23 protein-coding genes and 1 other RNA gene are annotated in these 24,025 nt (G+C 64.8%); 10 read left to right on the forward strand and 14 right to left on the reverse strand.

The window, feature by feature from the left end; genetic code table 11:
• Positions 1 to 178 precede the first annotated feature (178 nt).
• Positions 179 to 622 carry a TIR domain-containing protein gene (locus ACHMWQ_RS19595; protein ID WP_396308749.1) on the forward strand — a complete coding sequence of 148 codons (444 nt, stop codon included), beginning with the start codon at positions 179 to 181 and terminating at the stop codon, positions 620 to 622.
• Positions 622 to 1,488, forward strand: a complete 867-nt coding sequence (locus tag ACHMWQ_RS19600; protein WP_396308750.1) for a DUF4231 domain-containing protein — start codon at positions 622 to 624, stop codon at positions 1,486 to 1,488. Before ACHMWQ_RS19595 ends, ACHMWQ_RS19600 begins: the two co-directional genes overlap by 1 nt.
• 206 nt (positions 1,489 to 1,694) lie before the next feature.
• Here ACHMWQ_RS19600 and ACHMWQ_RS19605 read toward each other — a convergent pair whose 3' ends face one another.
• The 3 genes from ACHMWQ_RS19605 to miaA all read right to left on the reverse strand — a co-directional run bounded on the left by ACHMWQ_RS19605 (position 1,695) and on the right by miaA (position 5,379).
• Positions 1,695 to 2,297: a hypothetical protein gene (locus tag ACHMWQ_RS19605; RefSeq protein ID WP_396308751.1), complete on the reverse strand. Its 603-nt coding sequence runs from the start codon at positions 2,295 to 2,297 to the stop codon at positions 1,695 to 1,697.
• A 338-nt stretch (positions 2,298 to 2,635) separates the two neighbouring features.
• The gene (locus ACHMWQ_RS19610) at positions 2,636 to 4,216 is read right to left on the reverse strand and encodes a glucan biosynthesis protein D (protein WP_354550361.1); all 1,581 of its coding nucleotides are present in this window, start codon (positions 4,214 to 4,216) and stop codon (positions 2,636 to 2,638) included.
• A gap of 224 nt (positions 4,217 to 4,440) precedes the next feature.
• Entirely contained in the window at positions 4,441 to 5,379 is a 939-nt protein-coding gene (gene miaA, locus ACHMWQ_RS19615; protein WP_396308752.1) for a tRNA (adenosine(37)-N6)-dimethylallyltransferase MiaA, read from the reverse strand.
• Here miaA and serB point away from each other — a divergent pair.
• A complete protein-coding gene (gene serB, locus ACHMWQ_RS19620; RefSeq protein ID WP_396308753.1) occupies positions 5,378 to 6,289 on the forward strand; it encodes a phosphoserine phosphatase SerB in 912 nt (303 codons plus the stop codon). The two genes, miaA and serB, sit on opposite strands and share 2 nt — an antisense overlap.
• Positions 6,286 to 6,837 carry a GNAT family N-acetyltransferase gene (locus ACHMWQ_RS19625; RefSeq protein WP_396308754.1) on the forward strand — a complete coding sequence of 184 codons (552 nt, stop codon included), beginning with the start codon at positions 6,286 to 6,288 and terminating at the stop codon, positions 6,835 to 6,837. Before serB ends, ACHMWQ_RS19625 begins: the two co-directional genes overlap by 4 nt.
• Before the next feature lie 224 nt (positions 6,838 to 7,061).
• Here ACHMWQ_RS19625 and ACHMWQ_RS19630 read toward each other — a convergent pair whose 3' ends face one another.
• From ACHMWQ_RS19630 to ACHMWQ_RS19670, 9 genes are all read right to left on the reverse strand, one after another.
• Positions 7,062 to 8,555 (reverse strand): DegQ family serine endoprotease, encoded by a 1,494-nt coding sequence (locus ACHMWQ_RS19630; RefSeq protein WP_396308755.1) that lies wholly within the window; start codon positions 8,553 to 8,555, stop codon positions 7,062 to 7,064.
• 85 nt (positions 8,556 to 8,640) lie between these two features.
• Positions 8,641 to 8,826, reverse strand: a complete 186-nt coding sequence (locus ACHMWQ_RS19635) for a DUF2065 domain-containing protein (RefSeq protein ID WP_396308756.1) — start codon at positions 8,824 to 8,826, stop codon at positions 8,641 to 8,643.
• Positions 8,823 to 9,857 carry a protease modulator HflC gene (gene hflC / locus ACHMWQ_RS19640; RefSeq protein ID WP_396309489.1) on the reverse strand — a complete coding sequence of 345 codons (1,035 nt, stop codon included), beginning with the start codon at positions 9,855 to 9,857 and terminating at the stop codon, positions 8,823 to 8,825. The genes ACHMWQ_RS19635 and hflC overlap by 4 nt, the downstream gene beginning before the upstream one ends.
• The gene (gene hflK / locus ACHMWQ_RS19645; protein ID WP_354550372.1) at positions 9,857 to 10,978 is read right to left on the reverse strand and encodes an FtsH protease activity modulator HflK; all 1,122 of its coding nucleotides are present in this window, start codon (positions 10,976 to 10,978) and stop codon (positions 9,857 to 9,859) included. The genes hflC and hflK overlap by 1 nt, the downstream gene beginning before the upstream one ends.
• A gap of 148 nt (positions 10,979 to 11,126) precedes the next feature.
• Complete coding sequence (locus ACHMWQ_RS19650) at positions 11,127 to 11,633, reverse strand: dihydrofolate reductase (RefSeq protein WP_396309490.1); 507 nt, start codon at positions 11,631 to 11,633, stop codon at positions 11,127 to 11,129.
• Positions 11,634 to 11,635: 2 nt separating this feature from the next.
• Positions 11,636 to 12,166, reverse strand: coding sequence for a TIGR00645 family protein (locus tag ACHMWQ_RS19655; RefSeq protein ID WP_396308757.1), 531 nt, complete (start codon positions 12,164 to 12,166; stop codon positions 11,636 to 11,638).
• Positions 12,167 to 12,205: 39 nt separating this feature from the next.
• Entirely contained in the window at positions 12,206 to 12,721 is a 516-nt protein-coding gene (locus ACHMWQ_RS19660; RefSeq protein ID WP_396308758.1) for a GNAT family N-acetyltransferase, read from the reverse strand.
• Positions 12,722 to 12,735: 14 nt separating this feature from the next.
• Positions 12,736 to 13,740 carry a DUF4424 domain-containing protein gene (locus ACHMWQ_RS19665; protein WP_396308759.1) on the reverse strand — a complete coding sequence of 335 codons (1,005 nt, stop codon included), beginning with the start codon at positions 13,738 to 13,740 and terminating at the stop codon, positions 12,736 to 12,738.
• Positions 13,741 to 13,830: 90 nt separating this feature from the next.
• Complete coding sequence (locus ACHMWQ_RS19670) at positions 13,831 to 14,625, reverse strand: thymidylate synthase (RefSeq protein ID WP_396308760.1); 795 nt, start codon at positions 14,623 to 14,625, stop codon at positions 13,831 to 13,833.
• Between the two features lie 169 nt (positions 14,626 to 14,794).
• On the opposite strand from ACHMWQ_RS19670, the gene ACHMWQ_RS19675 reads away from it, so the two are divergent.
• Entirely contained in the window at positions 14,795 to 15,385 is a 591-nt protein-coding gene (locus ACHMWQ_RS19675; protein WP_396308761.1) for a hypothetical protein, read from the forward strand.
• A gap of 14 nt (positions 15,386 to 15,399) precedes the next feature.
• Here ACHMWQ_RS19675 and ACHMWQ_RS19680 read toward each other — a convergent pair whose 3' ends face one another.
• Complete coding sequence (locus ACHMWQ_RS19680; RefSeq protein WP_396308762.1) at positions 15,400 to 16,605, reverse strand: multidrug effflux MFS transporter; 1,206 nt, start codon at positions 16,603 to 16,605, stop codon at positions 15,400 to 15,402.
• 292 nt (positions 16,606 to 16,897) lie between these two features.
• Here ACHMWQ_RS19680 and ssrA point away from each other — a divergent pair.
• The 5 genes from ssrA (at position 16,898) to ACHMWQ_RS19705 (ending at position 20,232) form a co-directional block, all read left to right on the forward strand.
• Positions 16,898 to 17,255: a transfer-messenger RNA gene (gene ssrA / locus ACHMWQ_RS19685) on the forward strand.
• A 262-nt stretch (positions 17,256 to 17,517) separates the two neighbouring features.
• Complete coding sequence (locus ACHMWQ_RS19690) at positions 17,518 to 18,036, forward strand: SspB family protein (protein WP_396308763.1); 519 nt, start codon at positions 17,518 to 17,520, stop codon at positions 18,034 to 18,036.
• 57 nt (positions 18,037 to 18,093) lie between these two features.
• Positions 18,094 to 19,485, forward strand: coding sequence for a class II fumarate hydratase (fumC, locus tag ACHMWQ_RS19695; protein ID WP_396308764.1), 1,392 nt, complete (start codon positions 18,094 to 18,096; stop codon positions 19,483 to 19,485).
• A 298-nt stretch (positions 19,486 to 19,783) separates the two neighbouring features.
• Positions 19,784 to 19,984, forward strand: coding sequence for a DUF4169 family protein (locus ACHMWQ_RS19700; RefSeq protein WP_396308765.1), 201 nt, complete (start codon positions 19,784 to 19,786; stop codon positions 19,982 to 19,984).
• Positions 19,981 to 20,232 (forward strand): ribbon-helix-helix domain-containing protein, encoded by a 252-nt coding sequence (locus tag ACHMWQ_RS19705; protein WP_354550386.1) that lies wholly within the window; start codon positions 19,981 to 19,983, stop codon positions 20,230 to 20,232. The genes ACHMWQ_RS19700 and ACHMWQ_RS19705 overlap by 4 nt, the downstream gene beginning before the upstream one ends.
• Here ACHMWQ_RS19705 and ACHMWQ_RS19710 read toward each other — a convergent pair.
• Positions 20,219 to 24,019: an AsmA-like C-terminal region-containing protein gene (locus ACHMWQ_RS19710; RefSeq protein WP_396309491.1), complete on the reverse strand. Its 3,801-nt coding sequence runs from the start codon at positions 24,017 to 24,019 to the stop codon at positions 20,219 to 20,221. The two genes, ACHMWQ_RS19705 and ACHMWQ_RS19710, sit on opposite strands and share 14 nt — an antisense overlap.
• Between the last annotated feature and the right edge of the window lie 6 nt (positions 24,020 to 24,025).

Consider the following 24,025-nt stretch of genomic DNA (forward strand, 5'->3'; position numbering starts at 1 on the left):
CTCCGGGGAGCCGTCAACCCCCGGAGAAGAAAATTGCGCAAAAGGGGTGTTGGGATTGCGGGAAATTAGGGGGAGCGGAGAAATCGTCGGGACATCAACTGCGCCTCAAGAACCGCATGCGGCTAACAAATCGAGTTTCCCGAAAATAGCCAGCTCCGCATTGAAAATCGGCCGCTCGATGAATATTATCAACGCTCCTGGGGGGAATATCATGCCATATCTTCACAATTATCGAATATTTATAAGTCACGCTTGGCGTTATAGCGACGGCTACGAACGCATGGTACGGTTCATCAATGATTCAACACACTTTCGCTGGACAAACTACTCGGTCCCGGAAAACAAGGCGTTCACCGGACTGAGTAGCGCTCAGCTTGGAAACCAACTTAGAAATCAGATTGCTCCAGTACAATGTGTAGTAATACTGGCTGGAATGTACGTCGCTCACAGCGGATGGATTCAATATGAGATCGATTTAGCCAAGCAGATGGGAAAACCCATACTTGGTGTTGTTCCATGGGGCGCGGAGCGAACGCCAATAGCGGTAACTCAAGCGGCAGATAGAATGGTCTCGTGGAATTCTGCTGCAATTGTGGGCGGCATTAGAGCGATCACACCGTAATGGACGAGTACCCAGCACTCTACAAAGCAGCAAACGAATTATCACGTCGATCTCAGAACCTATATCTAAATCTTCTGAGAGCAGAGTACGCATTACTTTTATCCGCCGCGATACTGTCTATTGACCTCAGTAAAAGTAGAATTTACTACTCAGCATACGCATTGATATTCGTCTTGGCACTGGGAACATTGCTATTCAGGTCCCACAAAAAACCGGAACAAGATTGGTATAAAGGGCGGGCGCTAGCGGAGTCAATCAAGACCTCGACTTGGCGATACTGCATGAAATCGGCTCCATTTTCAGATTCGGAAGACATTCGTATTTCGCGTACGGAATTTGCAAAATATTTAAAAGGTGTTCTGGAGGCAAACCGAGGAATAAGTGAGAGGTTTTCTTCCGATTTCGCCGCAGGCGATCAAATAACTTCGGAAATGGAACGAGCTCGCTCTCTCGAGCTAGCGGATCGAAAACAATTCTATCTAGATGGGCGAATACGAAATCAACGCGATTGGTACCGGAAAAAAGCAGCCTACAATAAGAAACGCGCACGCCAATGGGTTATCGCCAGCTCACTCGTATATGCCGCCGCAATATCAGTTATACTATACAGAATTGCGGAGCCAAACTGGACTATTTGGCCGATAGAACCGCTTATAGTAGTCGCATCATCAATAGTTGGCTGGATTCAGATTAAGAAATTCAACGAGCTGGCGTCAAGCTACACGCTTACAGCGCATGAAATAGGTATAGCACAGGCTGGGTTGTCCGAAGTCAAAACAGAACAAGAATTTTCGGATTTCGTCAACGAGACCGAACTCGCTTTCTCTCGCGAACATACGCAGTGGGTCGCACGCCAACAACATTAATAGGTCAGACGCCATTGCCATTGCCCATCATTGACAGTGATCATGTCGGATCCGCCTCCCCACCACAGGCGTATCGCCGCGCCTGGGATGGGGTCGTCCGGCGGGGGTCGAGGAGCGGAATCAACCAGCAATAGAGCCGATGCGCTCTGGCTTCTCACCTCTTCCAAGGAAGAGGTGAGAAGGCTGCCTTGCCGATGGATTCAGCCCTACCGCAAATCCGCCTCCGGAAAGGCGCGGCTGACCTGGCAGCGGGTTGAGCCGGAGCAGAGGAACAGGAGCGTGCCGTCCGGCCAGCAGGGTGCGGCGGCGAAGCGGGCTTCCGGCACCATGACGACCAGCAGGCGGAAGGCGATGGCGCCGGAGCCGTCGGCCGGAACCGCCGCATAGACGCCGAGGCGGTCGCCGCCGGCGCGCTGGATCGATCCGGCGAAGACGGCGCCGCGATGGATGCTGCCGCCCACCCGGTCGATGCCGGCCTTGCAGAGGCGAAAGCCCGGCGGGGCCTCGAAGGCGGCATAAAAGCTGTTGCCGCGCCGGCGCAGGATCTTGGCCGTGCCGCGATAGGGGCCGGAGACGAGGATCGGCTTCAGGAAGCGCGTCGCCGCGCGGGCCGGATCGGGGTCGTCGCTGCAATCGAAGCCGAGCGCCTTGCAGCCGGCCACGGCCCGGGCCGGATCGAGCTCGCGCCAGCCTTCGATGCGCCGGGTGGGACTGCCAAGCTGAAACGCCTCAAGATAGACGCGCGCCATCTCCTCGGCCGAAGCGCCGTTCGCCAGCAACAGCAGGAGGAGGCCAATGCAGCAGCGCATGTTCACCCTCGCGCCGATTTTAGCGCGATCGGGGGGCGGATGGCTCTGCTTACTTCACCTTTCCGGAAGGGGCTCTTGCACGGCGTCGAAGGTTGCCACGGCCAACGAGCAAAGCTCGTCACCCCGGCGAAGGCCGGGGGCCATGAACACCGGCCGGGCACGTGAGAGCCGAGCCTTCTGGCCAAGCGCCGGTGTGTCTGGATCCCGGCCTCCGCCGGGATGACGGCAGAGTTAGCCTGCACTTCCTGAACGGATGACACGAAGAGAGGCGGCAAACAAAAAGCCCGCCGGAGCGACCGGCGGGCCTTTTCATCTACATGCCAGAAGCCCGGCCGGGATCAGGCCTTGTCGCCGTGTCCGTTGCCGGGGAAGAACTGGTAGAGCCAGGTTTCGGTCAGCGCCGAGCCGTCCTTGTCGCGGACGAACATCCGCATGTCGATCGGCTCGTTGCCATGCGCCATCAGGTCGAAGAAGACGCGATAGACGCCCTTCTCGCCGGCGACGACCGGATAGGCGTCGGAAAGCGTGACATTGCCGCGCGAGACGGTGATGTCGGCCTTGCCGTCGCCGCGCTTCAGCTCGGCCACCTTGGGACCGGTGAAATCGACGACGAAGCGGACCGCGCCCTCCGGACGCGGCTGCCCGGGAATGCCGCCGACGCCGTGATAGGTCGACTGCACGCGGCCGAGATCGGTCGGGTTGGGCTCGTCGCTATCCCAATAGAGCTTGTAACCGAAATCGAGCGGACGCCCGGCCAGCACCGGCTCGGTCGGCACCCAGTAGACGACGATGTTGTCGTCGATCTCGCGATCGGTCGGGATCTCGACGAGCTGGACGGCGCCCTTGCCCCATTGCCCCTTCGGCTCGACCCAGACGCTCGGCCGGCGATCGTAGAACACGCCGTCATCCTGGAAATGGTCGAAGTTGCGGTCGCGCTGCAGGAAGCCAAAGCCGCGCGGATCCTTGTCCTGGAAGCTGTTGGTCATGACGCTGGGCGGATTGTTGAGCGGACGCCAGATGCGCTCGCCCGTGCCGGTCCACATGCCGAGGCCGTCGCTGTCATGCACCTCCGGGCGCCAGTCGATCGCCTGGCGGCGCATGGTCTCGGAATACCAGTACATCGAGGTCAGCGGCGCGACGCCGAGACGGGCGATCTGCCGGCGCGGGAACAGCTTGCAGTCGATGTCCATCACCACGCCCTTGGTGATGGGGTCCTTGGTGCAATCCATCCGGTAGGCGCCGGTCAAACTCGGGCCGTCGAGCAGGCAATAGACGATGACGCGGCCATCCTGGCCGAGCACGCGCTCCAGCCAGAAGCCGGTGAAGCGCGGAAATTCCTCCGGCTCCGGCATGGCGGTGTTGACGGCGATGCCGCGCGCCGAAAGGCCATACTGGTCCTGCGACCCGGACGAGCGGAAATAGGAGGCGCCGAGGAAGGCGAGCCAATCGCTGGTCTGCGACGGCATCTCGATGCGGAAGCCGGCAAAGCCGATATCGTCCGGCAGGGCGCGGGCCGGATGGCCCTCGGGCATGTCGAAGGCGCTGCGGCGATAGAGGATTTCGCGCGACTGGCCGTCATCCACGACATGGACGGAAGCCGGCTCCTGGAAATACTTGCCGAGATGGAAGAGCTGGATCGGATCGCCGCCCTTGCCGTCCGCCCAGAGCGCATGGTCCTTGCGGAACACGATGCTCTGGAAATTGTCATAGTCGATCTTGTCGAGGATATCGCCATGCGGCGACCGGTCGACGACGAAGGGGCGGCTCGCCTTGTCGGCGGCCAGTTCCTTGATGCGATCGAAGGAGAAGGGCTCGGGCGGCCCGAGAACCAGGCCGGCATCCTCGGCCGAGGCCGCCGCCGAAGCGTGGCCGGCACCGGAAAGGGAAACTGCGGCAAAGGCCGACAGGAAAGTCAGCATTGCGTCTCGACGCGTCGGTTGGACCATGTCCGCTCTCATCATGAAAAACATCGCGGCGCATTCCAGCAAGGCGCCGCAAAACGACAATCGGATAGCACGGTTCCGCAGCGTTGCGCAGGGTTGCTATCGCGCCGAACCGATCTATTCAGACTATCCCGCACAGAGAAGACCAGATCGTGGCGAAAAGCGGGGGCGTCTTCTTGCGCCGGGCCGACCTGTTCTGCTCAGCCGGCCAGCGATGCAGCGATCGCGGCCGGCGGCGCGCCGGGTGAGAGCCGTTCCCAGTCGCCCATCTGGTTGCGGAACCAGGTGCCCTGCCGCTTGGCATAGCGGCGCGTTTCCATCTTGGCCCGCTCGATCGCCTCGTCGAGCGTGAGCTCGCCGGCAAGGTGCACGCCGAATTCGCGCACCCCGATCGCCTTCATCGCCGGCAGCGCGGGATTGAGGCCGAGCGCCAGCAGATTCTCCGCCTCGGCCATGCCGCCGCGCGCGACCATGATGTCGAAGCGCCGGCCGATCCGGGCATAGAGCTCGGCCCGCTCCGGCTCGAGCACGATGCGGCGCACAGCCCCGGCCTCGACCAGCGGCGGCGCGCCGGTCTCCTGCTGCCAGGCGCCGATCGTCCGGCCGGTGGCCTCCACCACCTCGAGCGCGCGCACCACGCGCGTGCGGTCGAGCGTCGCGAGCCGGGCCGCGCTTTCCGGATCGAGCTCTTTGAGCGCCGCATGCAGCGCCGGCACGCCCTCGACATCGGCGCGCGCCTCGATCGCGGCGCGAAGCTCGGCCGGGATCGGCGGGATCGAGGAAAGCCCTTCGGTCAGCGCCTTGAAATAGAGCCCCGTGCCGCCGACGACGATCGGCAGTTGGCCGTCTTCCCAGGCTGCTTCCAGCGCGATCTTCGCATCCTCGCGCCAGCGCGCCACCGAATAGCGCTCGCTGGCCGCGACATGGCCATAGAGGCGATGCGGCGCCTGCGCCTCCTCCTCCGCGTCGGGGCGGGCGGAGAGAATGCGCAGCTCGCGATAAACCTGCATCGAATCGGCGTTGATGACGACGCCGCCCTGCGCCCGCGCCAGCTCGATCGCCAGCGCCGACTTGCCGCTCGCGGTTGGCCCGGCTATCAGGACAGCAGGTTTCCTCGTCGCAAAGTTCAGGTTCCCCATGCCGTCCGATACCGCTCCGTTCGAATATGTCGCCACGTTCATAGCACGGCCCGAACACGCGGCATCGCTTTCGGAAGTCGTCGACGAGGCGTTGGATCTTCCCGGCGCCGGGCGGCCGGACTGGCTCGCCGACGGCGAGGCCTGCGACGTGCCGCTGCCGGCGGCCGAAAACAGCCTGCAGGCCATCCGCGACGATCTGTTCGAGAGCATTGACGGCCGCCCGGTCGACGTGGTCGTGCAGCCGATCGCCGGCCGCCGCAAGAAGCTGCTGATCGCCGACATGGATTCGACCATGATCGGCCAGGAATGCATCGACGAGCTGGCCGATATGGCCGGCCTCAAGCCCTATGTCGCGGCGATCACCGAGCGCGCCATGCGCGGCGAGATCGCCTTCGAGCCGGCGCTGCGCGAGCGCGTCGGCCTGCTGAAGGGCCTGCCGCTCTCCGTCGTCGACACAGTGCTGGCCGAGCGCATCCGGCTGATGCCGGGCGGCCCGGCGCTGATCCGCACCATGAAGGCCGCCGGCGCCTACGCCGCGCTGGTCTCGGGGGGCTTCACGCTGTTCACCGGTCCGGTGGCGGCACAGATCGGCTTCGACGAGAACCGCGCCAACATCCTGAACCATGAAGACGGCGTGCTGACCGGCACGGTCGAGGAGCCGATCCTCGGCCAGGAAGCCAAGCTGTCGGCGCTGATGGACCTGGCCCGCCGCTTCTCGCTGTCGAAGCACGAGACGCTGGCGGTCGGCGACGGCGCCAACGACCTTGCCATGATCCGCGCCGCGGGTCTCGGCATCGCCTATCATGCCAAGCCCAAGGTCGCCGCCGAGGCGGCCGCCCGCATCGACCACAATGACCTGACCGCCCTGCTCTACGCCCAGGGCTATCGCAAAAGCGAATTCGTCGAATGAGCCCGATCGAGACCGAGCGCCTCCGCCTGCGCCGCTGGCGTGATGCCGACCGCGCGCCCTTCGCGGCGATGAGCGCGGATCCGGCGGTGATGGAGTTCTTTCCATCGCCCCTCACGCCGGAACAGGCCAACGCCTTCGTCGATCGCATCGAGGCGCATTGGGACGCGCACGGCTTTGGCAATTATGCGCTGGAGGAGCGTGCCACCGGAGCGTTTGTCGGCCTGACCGGCGTGTTCAGGGTGTTCCCCGAGGCGCATTTCGCGCCGTCGGTGGAGATCGGCTGGCGCCTGGCCCGGCCGTTCTGGAGCCAAGGCTATGCGCGCGAAGCGGCCGAAGCCGTCATCGCCACAGCCTTCGCCGAGCATGATTTTCCGGAGATCGTCGCGTTTACGGCGGTGCCAAACATCCGCTCGGCCGCGCTGATGCAGCGTCTTGGCATGACCCGCAATGCGGCCGATGATTTCGACCATCCCGGCGTCGCGGAGGGACATCCACTGCGGCGGCATGTGCTCTATCGCCTGTCGCGCGCGGATTACGAGCGGCGGTAGAGGTCAGAAAGCCCCTCACCCCCAGCCCTCTCCCGCAAGCGGTAGAGGGGGCTCGTCGCACCCAGACTATCCGTCATCCCATAAAAGCCGAATGACGAAGCGGCTCTCCAAAAGCCCTCGCCCGCTTGCGGGAGAGGGTTGGGTGAGGGTCTTACTTTTGTCCGCTGGCGAACATCCGGGGTGGCAGAGTGCCCGCCCCTCCCGGATGGCGAGAGACGAAAGCCCTACTCGTCCAGTTTCAGCGGCACGAAGCGCAGTTCTCCGGCCGTGTTGGCAATCAGGAACAGCGCCGACTTACGGCCATCCTTCTTCAGCGCCTCGATGCGGCTGGAGATCTCGGACGGCTGCGACACCGGCTCCTGCGACACCTCGACGATCACCTCGCCGGCCGCGATGCCCTTTTCGGCGGCGGAGCTGCCGGGGCCGACCTGCGTCACCACCACACCCTTGACCTCCGGGGCGATCGAATACTGCTTGCGCAGATCCGGCGTCAGCTCCGACAGCGTCAGGCCGAGCAACTCGGTCACGACCGGTTTCGGCGGCTCCGCCGGCGTCGTGGTCTGCTTTTCCTCTGTTTTCGCCACTTCCTCGGTCAGGCGGCCGACCTTGACCTTCAGCGTGGTCTGCTTGCCCTTGCGGATCACCACCAGGTCGACGACCTTGTCGATGTCGGCATCCGCGACCAGGCGCGGCAGGTCGCGCATTTCACCCACCGGCTTGCCGTCGAAGGAGATGACGACGTCGCCCGGCTCAACCCCGGCTTCCGCCGCAGGGCCCTTCTCCGTCACGCCCGCCACCAGCGCGCCGCGCGCCGGGCCCATGCCGAGGCTTTCGGCGATCTCGTCCGTCACCTGCTGGATGCGCACGCCGAGCCAGCCGCGCCGCGTTTCGCCATACTGGCGGATCTGGTCGACGACGTGGACCGCCGCGTCGGAGGGAATGGCGAAGCCGATGCCGATCGAGCCGCCCGAGGGCGAGATAATCGCCGTGTTGATGCCGATTATTTCGCCGAGCTGGTTGAACAGCGGTCCGCCCGAATTGCCGCGATTGATGGCGGCGTCGGTCTGGATGAAATTGTCGTAGGGGCCGGAATTGATGTCACGATTGCGCGCCGAGACAATGCCGGTGGTGACCGTGCCGCCGAGGCCGAACGGATTGCCGATCGCCATCACGAAATCGCCGACGCGCATCTTGTCGGAATCGCCGAATTTCAGCGCCTTGAGCGGCTTGGCGGCGGTGGGCTTGACCTGCAGGACGGCAATGTCCGTCTTTTCGTCGCGCCCTATCAGCGTCGCGGTCAGCTTCGAGCCATCATTGAAATTGGCGATGATCTCGTCGGCGCCATCGATGACGTGGTTGTTGGTGATGATGATGCCGGAAGCGTCGATGACAAAGCCCGAACCGAGCGACTGCACCTTGCGCGGCGGCGCGTTGGTGGTGCCATCCTTCTGCTTGTTGAAGAACTCGTCGAAGAATTCCTGGAACGGCGAACCGTCGGGCGCCTGCGGCGCCGGAATGCCGCGCGCGCCTTCGACCGTCTGCGAGGTCGAGATATTGACGACGGAATCGACCAGCCCGGCGGCGAGATCCGCCACCGACTCCGGACCTTGCGAGGCCCAGGCGGGCGGCGCGAAGGTCGCCGGCGCCGCGGCTGTCAGAAACGCGCCCAGCGTGGCCGCAAGGCACAGGCGATAGGTCTTCATTTTGGCCGCGGCCATCTGCATCTCTCCTCTGGCGTCATCGTCGAGCATGGCACGACGGCGACTTCGATACATCTAGCGCACGGCGCTTCTGCGCCGAGTGTCAAATCCGCGCGAGCCATAGTATGGCAACCCCGAGGGCCAGCGCCACAAGCCCGCACCCTCGAAGCACCGAGTCTGATGCGGCAATGCCTTGCCGCATCATGATTTTCGCAACGGCCGGCGCCAACGCGTAGAACGCGCCCTCGATGACGAGGACGAGTCCCAGCGCGGTGACGAAGTCCTTCACGGCGTCGCGGCGGGCGCCGCTTCAGCCGGGGCCGGAACCGCCGGCACGGCGGGTGCCGCAGGGGCCACGGCCGGAGCCGGGGTTGCCGGAGCGGGCGTTGCCGCGGCCGGAGCCGGCGCAGGCGCCGGCTTGCCGGGCGTGCTCCGCTCGGGAACCGCCAGAGCGTTGCCGCTCGGATCGGTCAGGTAGCGGAAGAAGGGCGACGTCGGCGAGATGACCATCCGCGTCGTGCCGGCCTTCATGCCGTCCTGGTAGGCCTGCATCGAGCGATAGAACGAGAAGAAGTCCGGGTCCTGCTCGAAGGCGCCCGCGAAAATGCGGTTGCGCTCGGCATCGCCGTCACCCTTGATCTCGTCGGCGCGCTGGTTCGCCTCGGCCACGATCACCGTTGCCTGCCTGTCGGCCTGGGCGCGGATGGTCCGGGCCGCCTGCTCGCCCTGCGCGCGGATGTCCGTCGCTTCACGCTGGCGTTCCGTCTGCATGCGCTGGTAGACGGCGGCGCTGTTCTCCGGCGGGAGGTCGGCGCGGCGGATGCGGACGTCGACAACGTCGACGCCGAGACGCCGGCCTTCGCGGTTCACCTGGTCGGTGATCTGCGACATCAGCGGCGCACGGCCTTCGCGCACGATGGCGCTGAAGTCCATCTGGCCCGCGGCACCACGGATCGCCGAGTTGAGGATAACCGCGAGACGCGATTCCGCGACCGGGATCGAGCCGGCTGCCTGGAAGAACAGCAGCGGATCGACGATCTTGTAGCGGCCGAACGCATCCATGACGAGACGCTTGCGGTCGCGGGCGATCACCTCGATCGGCGGCGATTCGATGTCCAGCAAGCGCTTGTCCAGCATCACGACATTGTCGATCAGCGGGATCTTGGCATAGATGCCGGGCTCGGTCGCGACGCGAACCGGATTACCGAAGCGCAGTACCAGCGCTTGGTGAGTCTGGTCGACGATGAACAGGCCCGAATAGGCGATGATCGCCAGGATGACGATGATGACGAGGCCGAGCCCGCCGAAAATCCGACTGATCACTGCGAGCCTCCCTGCTTGGCGGTCGAGCCCTGCAAGGCAGGCAACGGCATGAACGGCACCACTCCACTTCCCTTCTCGTCGACGATGATCTTGTCCATGTCGGCGAAGACACCGGCAAGCGTATCCAGATAGATGCGCTCGCGCGTGACGGCGGGCGCCGCCTTGTAGGATTCGTAGACCTTCACGAAACGATCGGCCTGACCCTTGGCTTCCGCGATAATCTGGTCGCGATAGGCGCTGGCGGCTTCCTCGATCTGCGAGGCCTGGCCGCGCGCGCCGGGAATGACGCGATTCGCGTAGGTCTGCGCCTCGTTCTGGACGCGGTCCTGGTCCTGCTCGGCCGCCTGAACGTCGCGGAACGAGTCGATAACCTCGGAGGGCGGGCCCACATTGAGCAGTTGCACCTGGGTGACCAGGATGCCGGCGCCGTACTGGTTGAGCTTGTTCTGCATCAACTCCTGCGCGGCGGTCTGGATGCCGATGCGCTCTTCGGTCAGCACGCGTTGGATGTCCGAACGGCCGATGATCTCGCGCATGACGCTTTCCGCCGTCGCCTTGACCGTGCCTTCGGGGTTCTGGACGTTGAAGAGATACTTGCTGGCGTCGTTGATGACCCAGAAGACCGAGAAGTCGACGTCGACGATGTTCTCGTCGCCGGTCAGCATCAGGCTTTCCTGCGGGACATCGCGACCGTTCGAAGCGGTGTTGCGGTCGTCCTGGATCGTGCCGACCGTGGTGCGGTTCACGCGCGTGACCTGCGGCGTGTAGACGGCTTCGATCGGATAAGGCAGGCGGAAGTTCAGGCCCGGAGGGGCGCTGCGCTGGTATTCGCCGAAACGAAGGACGACACCCTGCTCGTCCGGCTCAACGCGGAAGGTGAAGAAGTTATAGCCCAGGAAGGCTACGACGACCGCCAGGACGGCGACGAAAAGGATGGGATTGAAACCGCCGCCCGAGCCGCCACGGCCCGGCAGAACCTGTTTCAGCTTGTCCTGGCTACGGCGAAGGAGTTCCTCGAGATCTGGCGGATTGGGACCATTGCCACGCGGGCCCTGACCCCAGGGACCGCCATTGCCGCCACCTTTCCATCCGCCGCCCGTCTGGTTGCTCCAGGGCATCTTCGCTCCTTCATTGTGTAACAATAGGGAAGGCGTACCTGCCCCCGCCCATCGAAGCAAGAGAAGCCCCGGATATGCGGCCTCTGCAGGGCCTCAGCGGGCTGGAAGTGGTGTGCAGGCGTCGCGCTTTCAACTTGGGTGCGGCCGTTTATCCACGACGTCGTTGATAGATGGTAAAGCGGGTCGCCGCCGTATCCGACGCGCCGGGGGGAACGTCCTCGCTCGAAATCACCTCCCAGACAGACGGATCGATGTCCGGGAAGTGGGTATCGCCGGCGGGCTCCGCCTCGACATGGGTGATGTAGAGACGGTCGGCCCGATCGAGGAAGGCGCGGTAGATCTCGCCCCCGCCGATCACCATCGCCTCGGTCTCCGCCTCCTCGCCGGCGGCTTCCGCCGCCGCCAGCGCCGCTTCCAGCGTCGGCACGACGACCACGCCTTGCGGCGCGAAGGCCTTGTCCCGCGTCAGGACGATATTGACGCGGTTGGGCAAGGGGCGGCCGATCGAGGCGAAGGTCTTGCGGCCCATGATCAGCGGCTTGCCGGTCGTCAGCGCCTTGAAGCGCTTGAGGTCTGTCGACAGCTTCCACGGCATGTCGCCGTCGCTGCCGATGACCCCGTTGCTAGCCACCGCCGCGATGATCGAGAGCCGCATCGTCATGGCGTCTTCGGCGCAGCCGCCGCCTTGCTGGCCTTCGGTCCGGCCGAGATCCGGTCGACCAGGGCCAGCAGCAGGGCGGAGACGACGAAGGTCATGTGCAGGATCGTCGACCACATGATCTTGTCGTTGGTATATTCGTTGGCGTTCAGGAACACCTGCAGCAGGTGGATCGACGAGATCGCGACGATGGACGACGCCACCTTGATCTTCAGGCTGCCGGAATCGAGCTTGCCGAGCCAGGAAAGGTCGTGGTTCGCGGAGTCGAAGCGACTGACGTAATTCTCGTAGGACGAGATCATCACCATGACCACGAGGCTAGCGACCAGCGCCGCGTCGATCAGGCCGAGCATGGCCAGGATCATGTCGGATTCATCGTAGACGAAGACGTTGAGCGCGACTTTCCAGAACTTGGACATGAAGGACAGTGCATAGAGCACCAGCGCCGCGCCAAGGCCGCCATAGAAGATCACCAGCAGCCAGCGGGCTGACATGATGAGCTTTTCGATGGAGTTTTCGAGGGATTTCAAGGGGGGAGGCTCCGTGGATCTGAGGCCAGCATATACGGATCAGGGAACCGTTTCGCCAACCCTCCCCCGCTGCTGAAATGTTGAGCCGAGACGGAAAAGCGCATCGCCCTCCACCCGGCAGCGCTGCCACTCCGTCAGGATCCGCGCGCCCTGCGCCTCGTAGAAGGCGATCGAGGGCGCGTTCCAGTCGAGGACGGACCACTCGTAACGACCGAGCCCCTCCGCGACGCAGCGCTCGGCCAGGCCGGCGAGCAGCGCCTTGCCCACGCCATGGCCACGGAATTCCGGCCGGACGAACAGATCCTCCAGATAGATGCCATGCCGGCCGTTGAAGGTGGAGAAGGTGTAGAACCACAGCGCGAAGCCGGCCGGCTCGCCGTTCCATTCCGCGATCTCGCAGAACACCTTTGGCGCATCGCCGAACAGGGCGGCATCGATCGCGGCCGCGTCGGCCTCGACCTCGTGCAAGAGCTTCTCGTAGTCGGCGAGTTCGCGGACGAAATCGAGCACCAGCGGCGCGTCGCCCGGGCGGGCGTGGCGAAGGACAAGAGACATGATGCGCTCCGGGTTCAGGGCTCGCGGGGCTGCAGGATCAGGATGTCGAGGTCCTGCTGCGGATCGAAATCCGTCTTCACCACCTCGAACTGCGTCGGGCTGATCTTCTTCACGCCCTCGGCGCAGAAGGAAACCAGGTTCTTCGGCGCGCCCTTGTCCACGACCAGCCGGAACTTGGCGATCGGGCCGGCCCAATTGCTGCCGGTACGCAGCACATAGGAGATGCGGTTCTCGAACAGGCTGTTGCCGCCGTCCGGCTTGAGCCCCGCCCGCGCGGCCTTCAGGAAGGCGTCGTCCATGCAGTATTTCTGGCGGTAGACCTCGAACCAGGGCTCCGACTGCGCCTCGGGCGCGACGAAGGAAACGTCGGCGCTCTGCCCGACGCTCGGCTTGTAGCTGTGCTCGACGACGATACGCTTGCCGGCGGGAAAGGTCTGCTCGCGGTAGAAGGCGGTCGAGAGCAGCCAGTTCGGCGCCAGATGCTTCACCATTCCCTTGCCGTCATTGTCATATTCGTCGATCGCCGCGAGGCCGAGCTGAACCAGGTTGTCCTTGTCCGGCTGGGCCAGCGCGTCGAGCGCCTTGCGCGTCGCATCCAGATGCAGCGCCAGCGGCACGCCGAGGCTGGTCAGCAGCGGCGTCTGGTCGATCCCGAGCGCCGAAGCGCGCTGCTGCACCTTGGTCTCGACCGGCTTGCCGTCGACCGTCGTCTTGAAGCCCAGGAAGTTCTCCGGCTCTTCGACGGGAATCGACACCATGAAGTCGATGCTGCCCTGGATGTCGGGCATCGGAAACGCGACCAGCGTCGTGATGTCGTGGTCCGAATGGTTCTCGAAGGTGTAGCGAACCCGGACCTCGTCCAGCGAGATGAACAGGTCCTCCGACTGCATCTCGATGTCCTCGGTCAGGACATAGACGAGGCCGCCGGTCGAAAGGGCTGCGGTGGAATCATTGGCGCTGGCCGGCCCTGCCGACGCGGCGGCGAGCAGGGCGGCAAGGCAGGCGGTCGCGGCGCGCATGAGGGAACTCCAGCCAGGAAAAACCGACCCCAGATCTACCAGCCCCCTGCCCCGCCGGTCGAGCCCGACGGCACCAGGGCGTAACGCCGGTCACACCGCGATCGGCGCCTTGATGGCGGGCTCGGGATCGTAGCCGACGAGCTCGAAATCCTCGAAGCGGAAATCCTCGATCCGCTTCACCTCGGGATTGAGCTTCATGGTCGGCAGCGCCCGCGGCGTGCGCGAGAGCTGGAGCTTCGCCTGCTCGATATGGTTCGAGTAGAGATGCGCGTCGCCGAAGGTGTGGACGAAATCGCCGGGTTTCAGCCCCGTCACCTGCGCCACCATCATGGTGAGCAGCGCATAGGAGGCGATGTTGAACGGCACGCCGAGGAAGATGTCGGCCGAGCGCTGGTAGAGCTGGCAGGAAAGCCGCCCCTCGGCGACATAGAACTGGAACAGGCTGTGGCAGGGCGGCAGCGCCATGTCGTCGACCTGCGCCGGGTTCCAGGCGGAAACGATCAGCCGGCGCGAATCCGGCTTGGTGCGGATCATCTCGATGACATTGGCGAGCTGGTCGATGGTGCTACCATCCGGGGCCGGCCAGGAACGCCACTGCGCGCCATAGACGGGGCCGAGATCGCCGTTCTCGTCCGCCCACTCATCCCAGATCGAGACGCCGTTTTCCTTGAGGTAGCGGATGTTGGTGTCGCCGGCGACGAACCAGAGGAGCTCATGGAGGATCGAGCGCAGATGCGCCTTCTTGGTCGTGACCAGCGGGAAGCCATCGGCGAGATTGAAGCGCATTTGGTAGCCGAACACGGAAAGCGTGCCGGTCCCGGTGCGGTCTTCCTTGCGGACGCCATGGTCCAGGACGTGCTGCATGAGATCGAGATATTGGCGCATCGATAAGTCCGGCAGAGATTCGAGGTTTGCACGACCATATAACGGGCGGGCGCGATCGCGGACCCGGAATTTGCACCGCGCCCGTGACTGGGTTCAACTGGCGGGCGGCCACGCCGGGTCGAGGGTGAGACTCGGCGGCGGAGTCGCACCCGCCCTCCTGGAGCACGGCATGTCGCAGACCATCGCCAACCCCGACGTCTATCTGCATGTCCGCGTCATCATCGGCATCATCCTCGGCCTCAGCGTCTCGCGGCTGCTGAACGGGGTGAGCCGGTTCGCCCAGCATCCGCTGCGCAATCCGGTCTTCGTCACGCACCTGCTCTGGGTGGCCTTCGCCTTCCTGTGCGTGGTGCATTTCTGGTGGTTCGAGTTCTACCTCGCCTCGGTCCGCGTCTGGACCTTCGAGCTCTATATCTTCATCATCGTCTATGCGAGCCTGTACTTCATCCTCTGCGCCACGCTCTTTCCGGACAGCATGGCGGAATATTCCGACTACGAAGACTACTTCATGTCGCGCCGGAAATGGTTCTACGGCCTGATCGCCGTTATTTTTCTCGTCGATCTGGTAGACACGGCCATCAAGGGCAGCGAGCACTTCCACTCGTTCGGTTTCGTCTACCCGGCACGGAACATCATCTATTCCGGCGTGGCGATCTACGCGATGTTCGTCAGCGACAAGCGCTTCCACCTGACCATCGCGATTCTCGCCCTCGCCTTCCAGGTCTTCTGGATCCTGCGCGCCTTCAGCACCCTGCAATAGGACGCGCGCCGGCCCTATTCGGCCGGCGCCGCTACCGGACGGCCACGACGGCCGAGCGTCACCTGGGTCAGCGTGAAGGCGATGACGCCGCACGCCGCGATTCCCGCGATCATCGGCAGCGCCGTGCCGTCGAGGAACAGCCCGACCACCGCCATCACGACCGCGCCCGTCACCATCTGCAACGTGCCCATCAGCGCCGAGGCGGTGCCGGCGATCTCGCCGTGCTCGTCCAGCGCCAGAACAGCGGAGGTGGGGATGACGAGGCCGAGGAAGCCGTTGCCGATGAACAGCATGCCGATGATCACCGCCAGCCCGTCAATGCCCGCGAGCACGAGCAGGAACAGGATGACGACCGACGCGGCGAAGCCGGTCACGGCGATGCGCATCACCTTGGCCAGGCCGAACATCGCGCCGAGCTTGCCGTTCAGTTGCGAGAAGCCGAAGAACGACACGGCGTTGACCGAGAAGGCCAGGCTGTATTGGGTCGGCGTCAGGCCATAATGGTCGATCAGCACGAAGGACGAATTCGCCAGATAAGCGAAGAAGCTCGAAATGCCGAAGGCGCCGATGAAGACCAGACCGAGGAAGTGGCGGTCGCGCAGCAACTGCCAATAGCCGGCGATCGCGCTGCCGACGCCGCTTTCGACACGATCCTCCGCCGGCCGCGTTTCGTCCAGCGCCAGGGCCAGCAGGATCAGTCCGAGAATCGCCGCCACCATGACGATCCAGAAGATGGCGCGCCACGAGGCGAACGCCGTCACCGCGCTGCCGGCGAGCGGCGCCAGGATCGGCGAGATGCTGAAGACCAGCATCAGCATCGACATCAGCTTGGCCGCCTCGTTGCCGGTGTGCAGGTCGCGCACGATGGCGCGCGGCACCACCATGCCGGCACAGGCGCCGAGGCCCTGAATGAAACGGAACAGGATCAGCATCTCGACATTCGGCGCCAGCGCGCAGCCGATGCTGGCAAGCGCGAACAGGACAAGGCCGAAATAGAGCGGCGGCTTGCGGCCCACCATATCGGCGACCGGCCCATAGATCAGCTGGCCGAGACCGACGGAGATGAAGAAGGCCATCAGGCTCATCTGCACGGCGCTGGTCGAAGCGCCGAGATCCTGCCCGATCGCCGGCAGAGCCGGCAGATACATGTCGATCGCGAAGGGACCGATGGCGCTCAACAGGCCGAGCACGACCGCATAGCGCAGGAGGGATGAGGACATGACGAACACCATGAATGCGGACGACCCGGCGCCTCGCAGGACGGCGAAGCCATCGCGAACCCAGATCCCCGTATGAAATTGGACAGCCGATCCGGCAAGCGAGGCCGGCATCTTTTTGTAATGATCGGCACAGTAACTAGCAGCAATGCCGCGAGCGTCAAGTTGGATTATGGGCGAAGAATCGCAAAACGAACCGAAGTGGCCCGTCTGCAACGCTCGACGGCCTGTTTCGCACCCTGCCGCGACGTTTCCCGTGCGCATCCCTGCCGGGAACGGCTCGACTGGACAACAACACCTTTTCAGGGGCGTTTCGATCCCCTATATCAGGTTCGCCGGTGCAAGCTGGCTATGGCGATAAACTGTCATCGAAATAAACCCATCGGACCCGGGGGCGGTACCCGGCGCCTCCACCCAAGCCCATCCGAGCAGGATGGTTTTCGGCGGGGGCGAAATAGGATCGACGAGGGCGTAAAGGGTGTTCTTTCGCTCGGCATGGTACCGCCGTTATCGGACCAAATCTGTAGTTGCAAACGACAACTATGCTAAGGTCGCTGTCGCCGCGTAAGCGGTGCCGGAACCTGAATAAAAGTCCTCCCGGTTAGCACCGGACAGGCGGGGTTCGGAGGCACCTGGCAACAGAAGCCTCCACTTTCATCCTTCGAGTGCGACAACCGTTTCTCCTGCCCGCCGGTGCGAATCGCGCCGGGCGTTGCGTTTGGGCGCCGGATTGCCGCCGCGGTATTCACCTTTTCGGCGAAGCATCCCGGCGCGACCTTGACTTATCCGGGCTGGAGATCGAGTTTTCGAAACAACGAGGCTCGTCAGGGGGCCTTTTTTGGCGCGGGTCCGCGGCTTGCCGCATCGGGTGCCTGTCTTGATCCCGACCGCATTGATTCTGGGTAGTCGCCGTTCATGGCCGAAGATCTTATCCGCTACGACATTCTCGCCCAGGACGCGCTTCGCGGCGTCGTGCGCAAGGTGCTGGCCGAAGTCGCCAAGACGGGGCTTCCCGGCGACCATCACTTCTACATCACCTTCGAAACCCGGGCGCCCGGCGTCCGCGTCTCGACCCGGCTGATGACCGACTACCCCGAGGAAATGACGATCATCATCCAGCATCAGTACTGGGACCTCTCGGTCACGGAACATGCCTTCGAGATCGGCCTTTCCTTCAAGGGCGTGCCGGAGCGCCTGCTGGTGCCGTTCACGGCGCTGAAGTCCTTCGTCGATCCCTCGGTCCAGTTCGGCCTGCAGTTCGAGACCGCCGCCGCCGACGAGGATGCGCTGGAAGGCAGCCACGAGATGGAAGACGTCGATACGTCGCCGCTCGTGCTCGATACGCCGGATCGTTCCGACGAGCCGCCTGCCGAGCCTTCCGATAAGCCGGCCGCCGAGGTCGTGCGTCTCGACGCGTTCCGCAAGAAGAGCTAATCCCTCCCTGACTTTTCCTGAACGGCGCCGCGCCAGCGGCTGATAGAGGCTGACTTCATGACAACGACCCGCATCGAAACGGATACTTTCGGCCCGATCGAAGTGGCTTCCGACCGCTATTGGGGCGCGCAGGCGCAGCGTTCGCTGGGCAACTTCAAGATCGGCCTCGAGAAGCAGCCGCTGCCGATCGTGCGGGCGCTCGGCGTCGTCAAATATGCGGCGGCACAGGTCAACGCCAAGCTCGGTCGCCTCGACCCGGACATCGCCCGCGCCATCGAGGCCGCCGCGCAGGAGGTGATCGACGGCAAGCTCGACGACCATTTCCCGCTAGTCGTCTGGCAGACCGGTTCCGGCACGCAGTCGAACATGAACGCCAATGAGGTCATCTCGAACCGCGCCATCGAGATGCTGGGCGGCGTGATGGGCTCCAAGAAGCCCGTGCACCCGAACGACCACGTCAATATGAGCCAGTCGTCGAACGACACCTATCCGACGGCGATGCACATCGCCTCGGCCGAGGAGATCGTCCACCGTCTGCTCCCGGCGCTGAAGCACCTTCATGCCGCGCTTGCCGCCAAGTCGAAGGAATGGGCCGGCATCGTCAAGATCGGCCGCACCCACACGCAGGACGCGACCCCGCTGACGCTCGGCCAGGAATTCTCCGGCTACGCCCAGCAGGTCGAGAACGGCATCCGCCGCATCGAGATGACGCTGCCCGACCTGATGCAACTCGCCCAGGGTGGCACAGCGGTCGGCACCGGCCTCAACGCGCCGGTCGGCTTCGCCGAGGATGTCGCCGCCGCGATCGCCGCGATCACCGGCCTGCCCTTCACCTCGGCCCCGAACAAGTTCGAGGCGCTCGCGGCCCATGACGCCATGGTGTTCAGCCACGGCGCCATCAATACGGTCGCCGGTTCGCTGTTCAAGATCGCCAATGACATCCGCCTGCTCGGCTCCGGTCCGCGCGCAGGCCTCGGCGAATTGTCGCTGCCGGAAAACGAGCCCGGCTCGTCGATCATGCCGGGCAAGGTCAATCCGACCCAGTGCGAGGCGATGACCCAGGTCTGCGTCCAGGTGTTCGGCAACCAGGCCGCCATCACCTTCGCCGGCAGCCAGGGCCATTTCGAGCTCAACGTCTACAATCCGGTGATGGCCTACAACTTCCTGCAGTCGGTGCGCATCCTCGCCGACGCGGCCGTGTCCTTCACCGATAATTGCGTCGTCGGCATCGAGCCGCGCCTCGACAATATCAAGGCTGGCGTCGAGCGCTCGCTGATGCTGGTCACCGCGCTGGCGCCGAAGATCGGCTACGACAACGCCGCCAAGATTGCGAAGACGGCGCACAAGAACGGCACGACGCTGCGCGAGGAAGCCGTCGGCGGCGGTTATGTGACCTCCGAGGAGTTTGACGAGATCGTCCGTCCCGAGGACATGATCGGCCCGAAATAGTCGGAATCTCGAACGGCTTGATATCGATCAAAGCGGGGCGCATCATGAGCGGGTTACCTGCGCATGGAGCGCCTCGTGAGTTTTTACGCCAGCGATGTAACGAGTAGCCGGCAACAGCCGCCCCAACGGAAGAAGCCAGATTAGCTGGCGTATCGTTTGGCTGCGGCCCGGCAATCTCGATGTGTTGTCCTGGCCCAGGCCCACCGGTGCCCGAGGGGCTTTTCATGGAATTCGCCCCCCTTCCGCAATGACCGCATCGGATCAAGGCCGCCTGGGCGGCTCATCGGGGAGATCGAGCATGACGGCAGAAATCATCAACCTGAACCGCTTTCGCAAGGAAAAAGCCCGCGCCGAGAAGGCTGCGACGGCCGAGGAAAACCGCGTCCGCTTCGGCCGTACCCGCGCCCAGAAGGCGCTGGACAGGATCTCGGCCGAAAAGGCCCGGCATCACGTCGACAACCATCGCCGTGACGACGAGGAAGATCCCACACCGGCATGAAGAAGCGTTCGGTCTCGATTGCCGGCCACCAGACGTCGATCTCGATCGAGGAGCCGTTCTGGCTGGCGCTGCGCGGGCTCGCCACGGAGCGCGGCCAGAGCCTGGCCGGCCTGATCGCCACCATTGACGGCGAACGCGCGGCCGAGACCAACCTCTCCTCCGCCATCCGCCTCGCTGTGCTCGCCTGGTATCAGGCGCGGCTCGAGGCCATCACGCCGACAGACCAGGCGCCCATCAGTTCGGAATAGATTCCGGCGGCGTCAGCCGCATCGGCGCGCCGCTATCGGCCGGTGGCACAGCCCGGCCCGGCGGCGTTGGCGGAACATCGCGCAGCAGGGATTCGATCCCGTTGGTGAAATCGAGCTGCTGGCGCTGCTCGGCCTCGGCGGCCCGGCGCGCGCGCTCCAGGCGCTGCGCCTCGGCCTTGCGCGCAGCCTCGGCCGCCTTCTTGGCGGCGGCGGCCTCCGCCGCGGCCTTCTCTGCAGCCTGCTTGGCGGCCGCTTCGGCGGCCATCCGGGCCTCCTCCGCCTTGCGGGCAGCATCCGACCGGCGCTGGTCGTCCTCGCGGGCAAAGCGAACCAGCCGGTTGAGCTTTTCCTTTTCCAGGATCTCGGCCTGCAGCTTCTCGATCCGCTCGACTTCGCGCTCGAAGGCGCGCACGGACAGGAAGCCGGCGAGCGGCGCCACATCGATGCGCCGCGTCGGCGCATCCAGCGGGCCGGAGAACACGAGCCCCACTTGCGGGATCGCCCCGCTCACCCGATCCTCGCCCGGATCGATCGTGAGCGTCCACTGGCTGTCGATCGTATCGGCGTTCAGGTCGATCGTCGCGCCGCCCACCATCGTCGCGCTCTTGCTGACGACGTTGAGATTTTGCGCGCGGATCGTGCCGGCGGCGATCGAGAACGCGCCCTCGACGCGCTCGAAAGCCAGCGTGCCGGCATCGAGATAGCCCGCGAACAGCTTGCGCAGTTCCGCCTCGCCGATTTCGCGGCCCGCATTCGAGGCGCGGATCACGGCGCCAAACGCCTCCGGATTGACGAAGCGGGCCGAGCCCTCCCCGATCGATAGCGAACCGCCGCCGGCGAGCGAGGAGACGACGCCGGAGGCCGAGCGGCCGCTGCCGTCGAACTGGCCGGAGAAGTCGAACGTGCCGTCGGCGACCGACCGTCCGTCGCGCTGCCAAACGACGTCGGCGAGCGCCGCGCCCTTGACCGAAAGCTGCCCGGAGATGGCGGCGTCGCCTTCGGGATTGACGATAGACAGCGAGCCGGTCGCCTTGCCGCCGGCGAAATCGCCATTCGTCAGCCGGACTTCCGTCCGGTCGCCGGAGAAGCTCGATTCAACCGCCGCATTGGTGACGACTAGATTGTCGCTGATCGAAAGCCGATCGGCGGAAATCCGGAAGCTGGCGTCGAAGCCCTCGATCACCGGGCGCCCGAAGGTGGTCTTCGACCAGACGCTTTCCGTATTGCTCAGGAGATCCGGCGGAAGGCCGAGGCCGAGCGCGGTGACCAGCGCCAGATCCGCCTCGTCGACCGCCACGTCGCCCTTTAGCTTCCAGCGGCCGGCATCGCGGCCGAAGTCGATCATGCCGCTCGAATAGGCGCCGCCGAGGCGGGCATCGCGGAAGGAAAGCGTGGCGCTGCCATCCTTGATGTCGAGCGACGTCGCCGCCTCCAGCGGCAGCTTCTCGGCAATGCCCGGCAGGGCCAGTCCGGCCAGCGACAGAGCCGGCGTGGCGTCGGCGCTGTTCGCCGTGACCGTGCCCTGGAAATTCGGCAGGCCGGCATCGTCGATGCCGATCTTGCCGTCGCTCACATAGGAGAGGCCCGCGAACTCGCCCTTGATCGAGGCGGCGACGCCGTCGGCCAGCGTTCCGCCTCCGTCGACCGTCTCCACCGCGATCCGCGCGCGGCCGGGCTTGTCGAGCGGCAGCGCCTGGTAGCCGAGCTGGCGCAGCAGATGCCCGGCGTCGGCGCTGTCCACGGCGGCCGATACCTTGAGCTCGCCATCGCGCCATGCCGCCGGCGTTCCCTTGAAGCCGAGCGCCATGTCGATCGCGGTGCCGCCGGCCGTGCCGTTCACCGTCAGATTGGCGTGCGTGATGCCGTCCTGGGCCCGGGCGCTGATGACGGAATCGAGGATCGCCGGGCCGAGCAGAGGCGCGGCGCTCTTGAACCAGCGCGCGATGCCGGTTGCCGGCACCAGCCGTTCGACCAGGGTCGATGCGCCGGTCAGGTCCGACGCGTCGATCGAGACGGAGAGCTGGCCGTTCGGCGCCCCGGCGAGATCCGCCACCCGGCCGCTGGCCGTGATCGCGGCGCCCGCGACATTGCCGATCGAAAGCTTCCTGGCCACCAGAACGCCGCTTGAGAGGCTGCCGTCGACGACGACTTTTTCCAGCGTCACATCGTCGATATCGAGGGATTCGGTCGCCAGCTTGATCTGGAAATCGTCGGCCAAGGCGCCGGTATCGTTGAGCCTTTGCCCCGCAAAAAGTTCGGTCAGCGCCGCAAGCTGGTTGTAGTCGAGGCGGTCCGCTGTCAGGTCGACGGTGAGGTTGCGCCGGCCGGTCGAGGAGGCCTGTTGCCAGGCGAGGCTGCCGCGCAGATCGGAGTTCTGCATCTGCGCCGTCATGCCGGAGACGCCGAACGAGCCCGGCGCGAGGTGCAGCTGGCCGTTCATCTCGAAGGCGCGAAGCTGCGGCATCGCCGCCACCTTGCCGCCCCGCCACCAGGCGGCGAAGGTCGAGGGCTGATCCGACACCAGCCGCACGGCGCCGTCAAACGTCGCCTTGGGTGAAGTCGTGATGACGCCATCGGCCGCGAGGCGGGTACGCCCCGGCAGGTCTGCTCCCAGCTCCTCGATCTTCCAGCCATTCTCGGCAGTGACCGCGTCGAAACGCAGGTTCTGGATCACCGAACCGCCGATGACGATGCCGGGAATGTCGAAGCCGACCCGGCCCGGAATGGTCGGCACCGGAATTCCGGCGAGCCCCGTCACGATCGCCTGCGACGCGAGGTCGACGCTGGCCGGCTCGTTCGGCCCCTTGCCGATCGAGCGGTCGAGATCGAGCTGGCGCGCCTTCAGCACAGCGTCGAAGCGCATGGCCTTGCCGAGATCGACGGAAGCCGCGCCCGTCAGGCTGTAGGGCCGGTCCGCCGGTCCCTGCGACAGCGTGAAGGCCGGCAGCCGCAACTGTTCCGGGCGGAGATCGTAGCTGCCGGACGCCCGCCATCCGAGCGACGGCTTCTTGCCCGCCGGCGTGCCGTCATCGTCCTCGACATGCGCCAGCGTGAAATTGCCGGCCCAGGTCAGGCCCTTGTCGTCGAGGCCGAGCGGACCCTCGGCCGAGACGGCGATCGGCACATTGGCCGGGTTGGCCTCCAGCTTGACGCGGATCGTATGATCGTCATCGCGCCGGCCGGTCGCGATCCGGAAGGTGGACGGCACACCATCGGCGACGAGGCCGCCCTCGACCTTCCAGGGCCCCAGCAGCGAGCGCGCATCGACGGCCGCATTGATGCCGGTCAACGATACCGAACGACCGGTGCGCAGGTCGCGATAGTCGATCGAACCGTCCGAGATATCGACCTTTTCCAGCGTCACGGCGTCGGGATCGAGCGTCTTGGACGCCTCCGAGCGGCGCAGCCAGTCCGGCGTGCCATCGGCCCCGACCGTCACCTGCAGGCTCGGCCGGGTGATCGCCATGTCGACGACCTTGAACGTGCCGGTGATCAGGGGGATCAGCTCGATCCGGACGGCGAACCGGTCGATCTTCATCATCGGCTCGCCGGGCGTGCCCCCCACCCGAACATCCGTGAAGACGAGCGAAGGCATCGGCAGCAGGGAGGCATCGGCCGTGCCTGCCACGGTCACCGGCTGGCCAAGGATCTTCTCTGCCTCGCGCTCGAAGGTCGAGCGGAAAGCATTCCAGTCCACGAACCAAGGGATCACCAGCGCCGATACGAGAACGGCGATGATGATGCCCCCGATGATCAGATACAGCCTGTTCAGCTCAGCCTCCGCTATGCCACG

The organism is Kaistia sp. UC242_56 (assembly GCF_044452255.1).
In the GTDB taxonomy this organism is placed as follows: domain Bacteria; phylum Pseudomonadota; class Alphaproteobacteria; order Rhizobiales; family Kaistiaceae; genus Kaistia; species Kaistia defluvii_A.

Bases quoted from the DNA above. Each gene is read 5' to 3' on its own strand.
- ACHMWQ_RS19625 (WP_396308754.1), top strand. From the start codon at position 6,286: ATGAGCCCGATCGAGACCGAGCGCCTCCGCCTGCGCCGCTGGCGTGAT.
- ACHMWQ_RS19650 (WP_396309490.1), bottom strand. From the start codon at position 11,633: ATGCGGCTCTCGATCATCGCGGCGGTGGCTAGCAACGGGGTCATCGGC.
- miaA (WP_396308752.1), bottom strand. From the start codon at position 5,379: ATGGGGAACCTGAACTTTGCGACGAGGAAACCTGCTGTCCTGATAGCC.
- ACHMWQ_RS19630 (WP_396308755.1), bottom strand. From the start codon at position 8,555: ATGGCCGCGGCCAAAATGAAGACCTATCGCCTGTGCCTTGCGGCCACG.
- ACHMWQ_RS19680 (WP_396308762.1), bottom strand. From the start codon at position 16,605: ATGTCCTCATCCCTCCTGCGCTATGCGGTCGTGCTCGGCCTGTTGAGC.
- ACHMWQ_RS19665 (WP_396308759.1), bottom strand. From the start codon at position 13,740: ATGCGCGCCGCGACCGCCTGCCTTGCCGCCCTGCTCGCCGCCGCGTCG.
- ACHMWQ_RS19595 (WP_396308749.1), top strand. From the start codon at position 179: ATGAATATTATCAACGCTCCTGGGGGGAATATCATGCCATATCTTCAC.
- fumC (WP_396308764.1), top strand. From the start codon at position 18,094: ATGACAACGACCCGCATCGAAACGGATACTTTCGGCCCGATCGAAGTG.
- ACHMWQ_RS19690 (WP_396308763.1), top strand. From the start codon at position 17,518: ATGGCCGAAGATCTTATCCGCTACGACATTCTCGCCCAGGACGCGCTT.
- ACHMWQ_RS19675 (WP_396308761.1), top strand. From the start codon at position 14,795: ATGTCGCAGACCATCGCCAACCCCGACGTCTATCTGCATGTCCGCGTC.
- ACHMWQ_RS19700 (WP_396308765.1), top strand. From the start codon at position 19,784: ATGACGGCAGAAATCATCAACCTGAACCGCTTTCGCAAGGAAAAAGCC.
- ACHMWQ_RS19600 (WP_396308750.1), top strand. From the start codon at position 622: ATGGACGAGTACCCAGCACTCTACAAAGCAGCAAACGAATTATCACGT.
- hflK (WP_354550372.1), bottom strand. From the start codon at position 10,978: ATGCCCTGGAGCAACCAGACGGGCGGCGGATGGAAAGGTGGCGGCAAT.
- ACHMWQ_RS19670 (WP_396308760.1), bottom strand. From the start codon at position 14,625: ATGCGCCAATATCTCGATCTCATGCAGCACGTCCTGGACCATGGCGTC.
- serB (WP_396308753.1), top strand. From the start codon at position 5,378: ATGCCGTCCGATACCGCTCCGTTCGAATATGTCGCCACGTTCATAGCA.
- ACHMWQ_RS19610 (WP_354550361.1), bottom strand. From the start codon at position 4,216: ATGCTGACTTTCCTGTCGGCCTTTGCCGCAGTTTCCCTTTCCGGTGCC.
- ACHMWQ_RS19705 (WP_354550386.1), top strand. From the start codon at position 19,981: ATGAAGAAGCGTTCGGTCTCGATTGCCGGCCACCAGACGTCGATCTCG.
- ACHMWQ_RS19605 (WP_396308751.1), bottom strand. From the start codon at position 2,297: ATGCGCTGCTGCATTGGCCTCCTCCTGCTGTTGCTGGCGAACGGCGCT.
- ACHMWQ_RS19660 (WP_396308758.1), bottom strand. From the start codon at position 12,721: ATGTCTCTTGTCCTTCGCCACGCCCGCCCGGGCGACGCGCCGCTGGTG.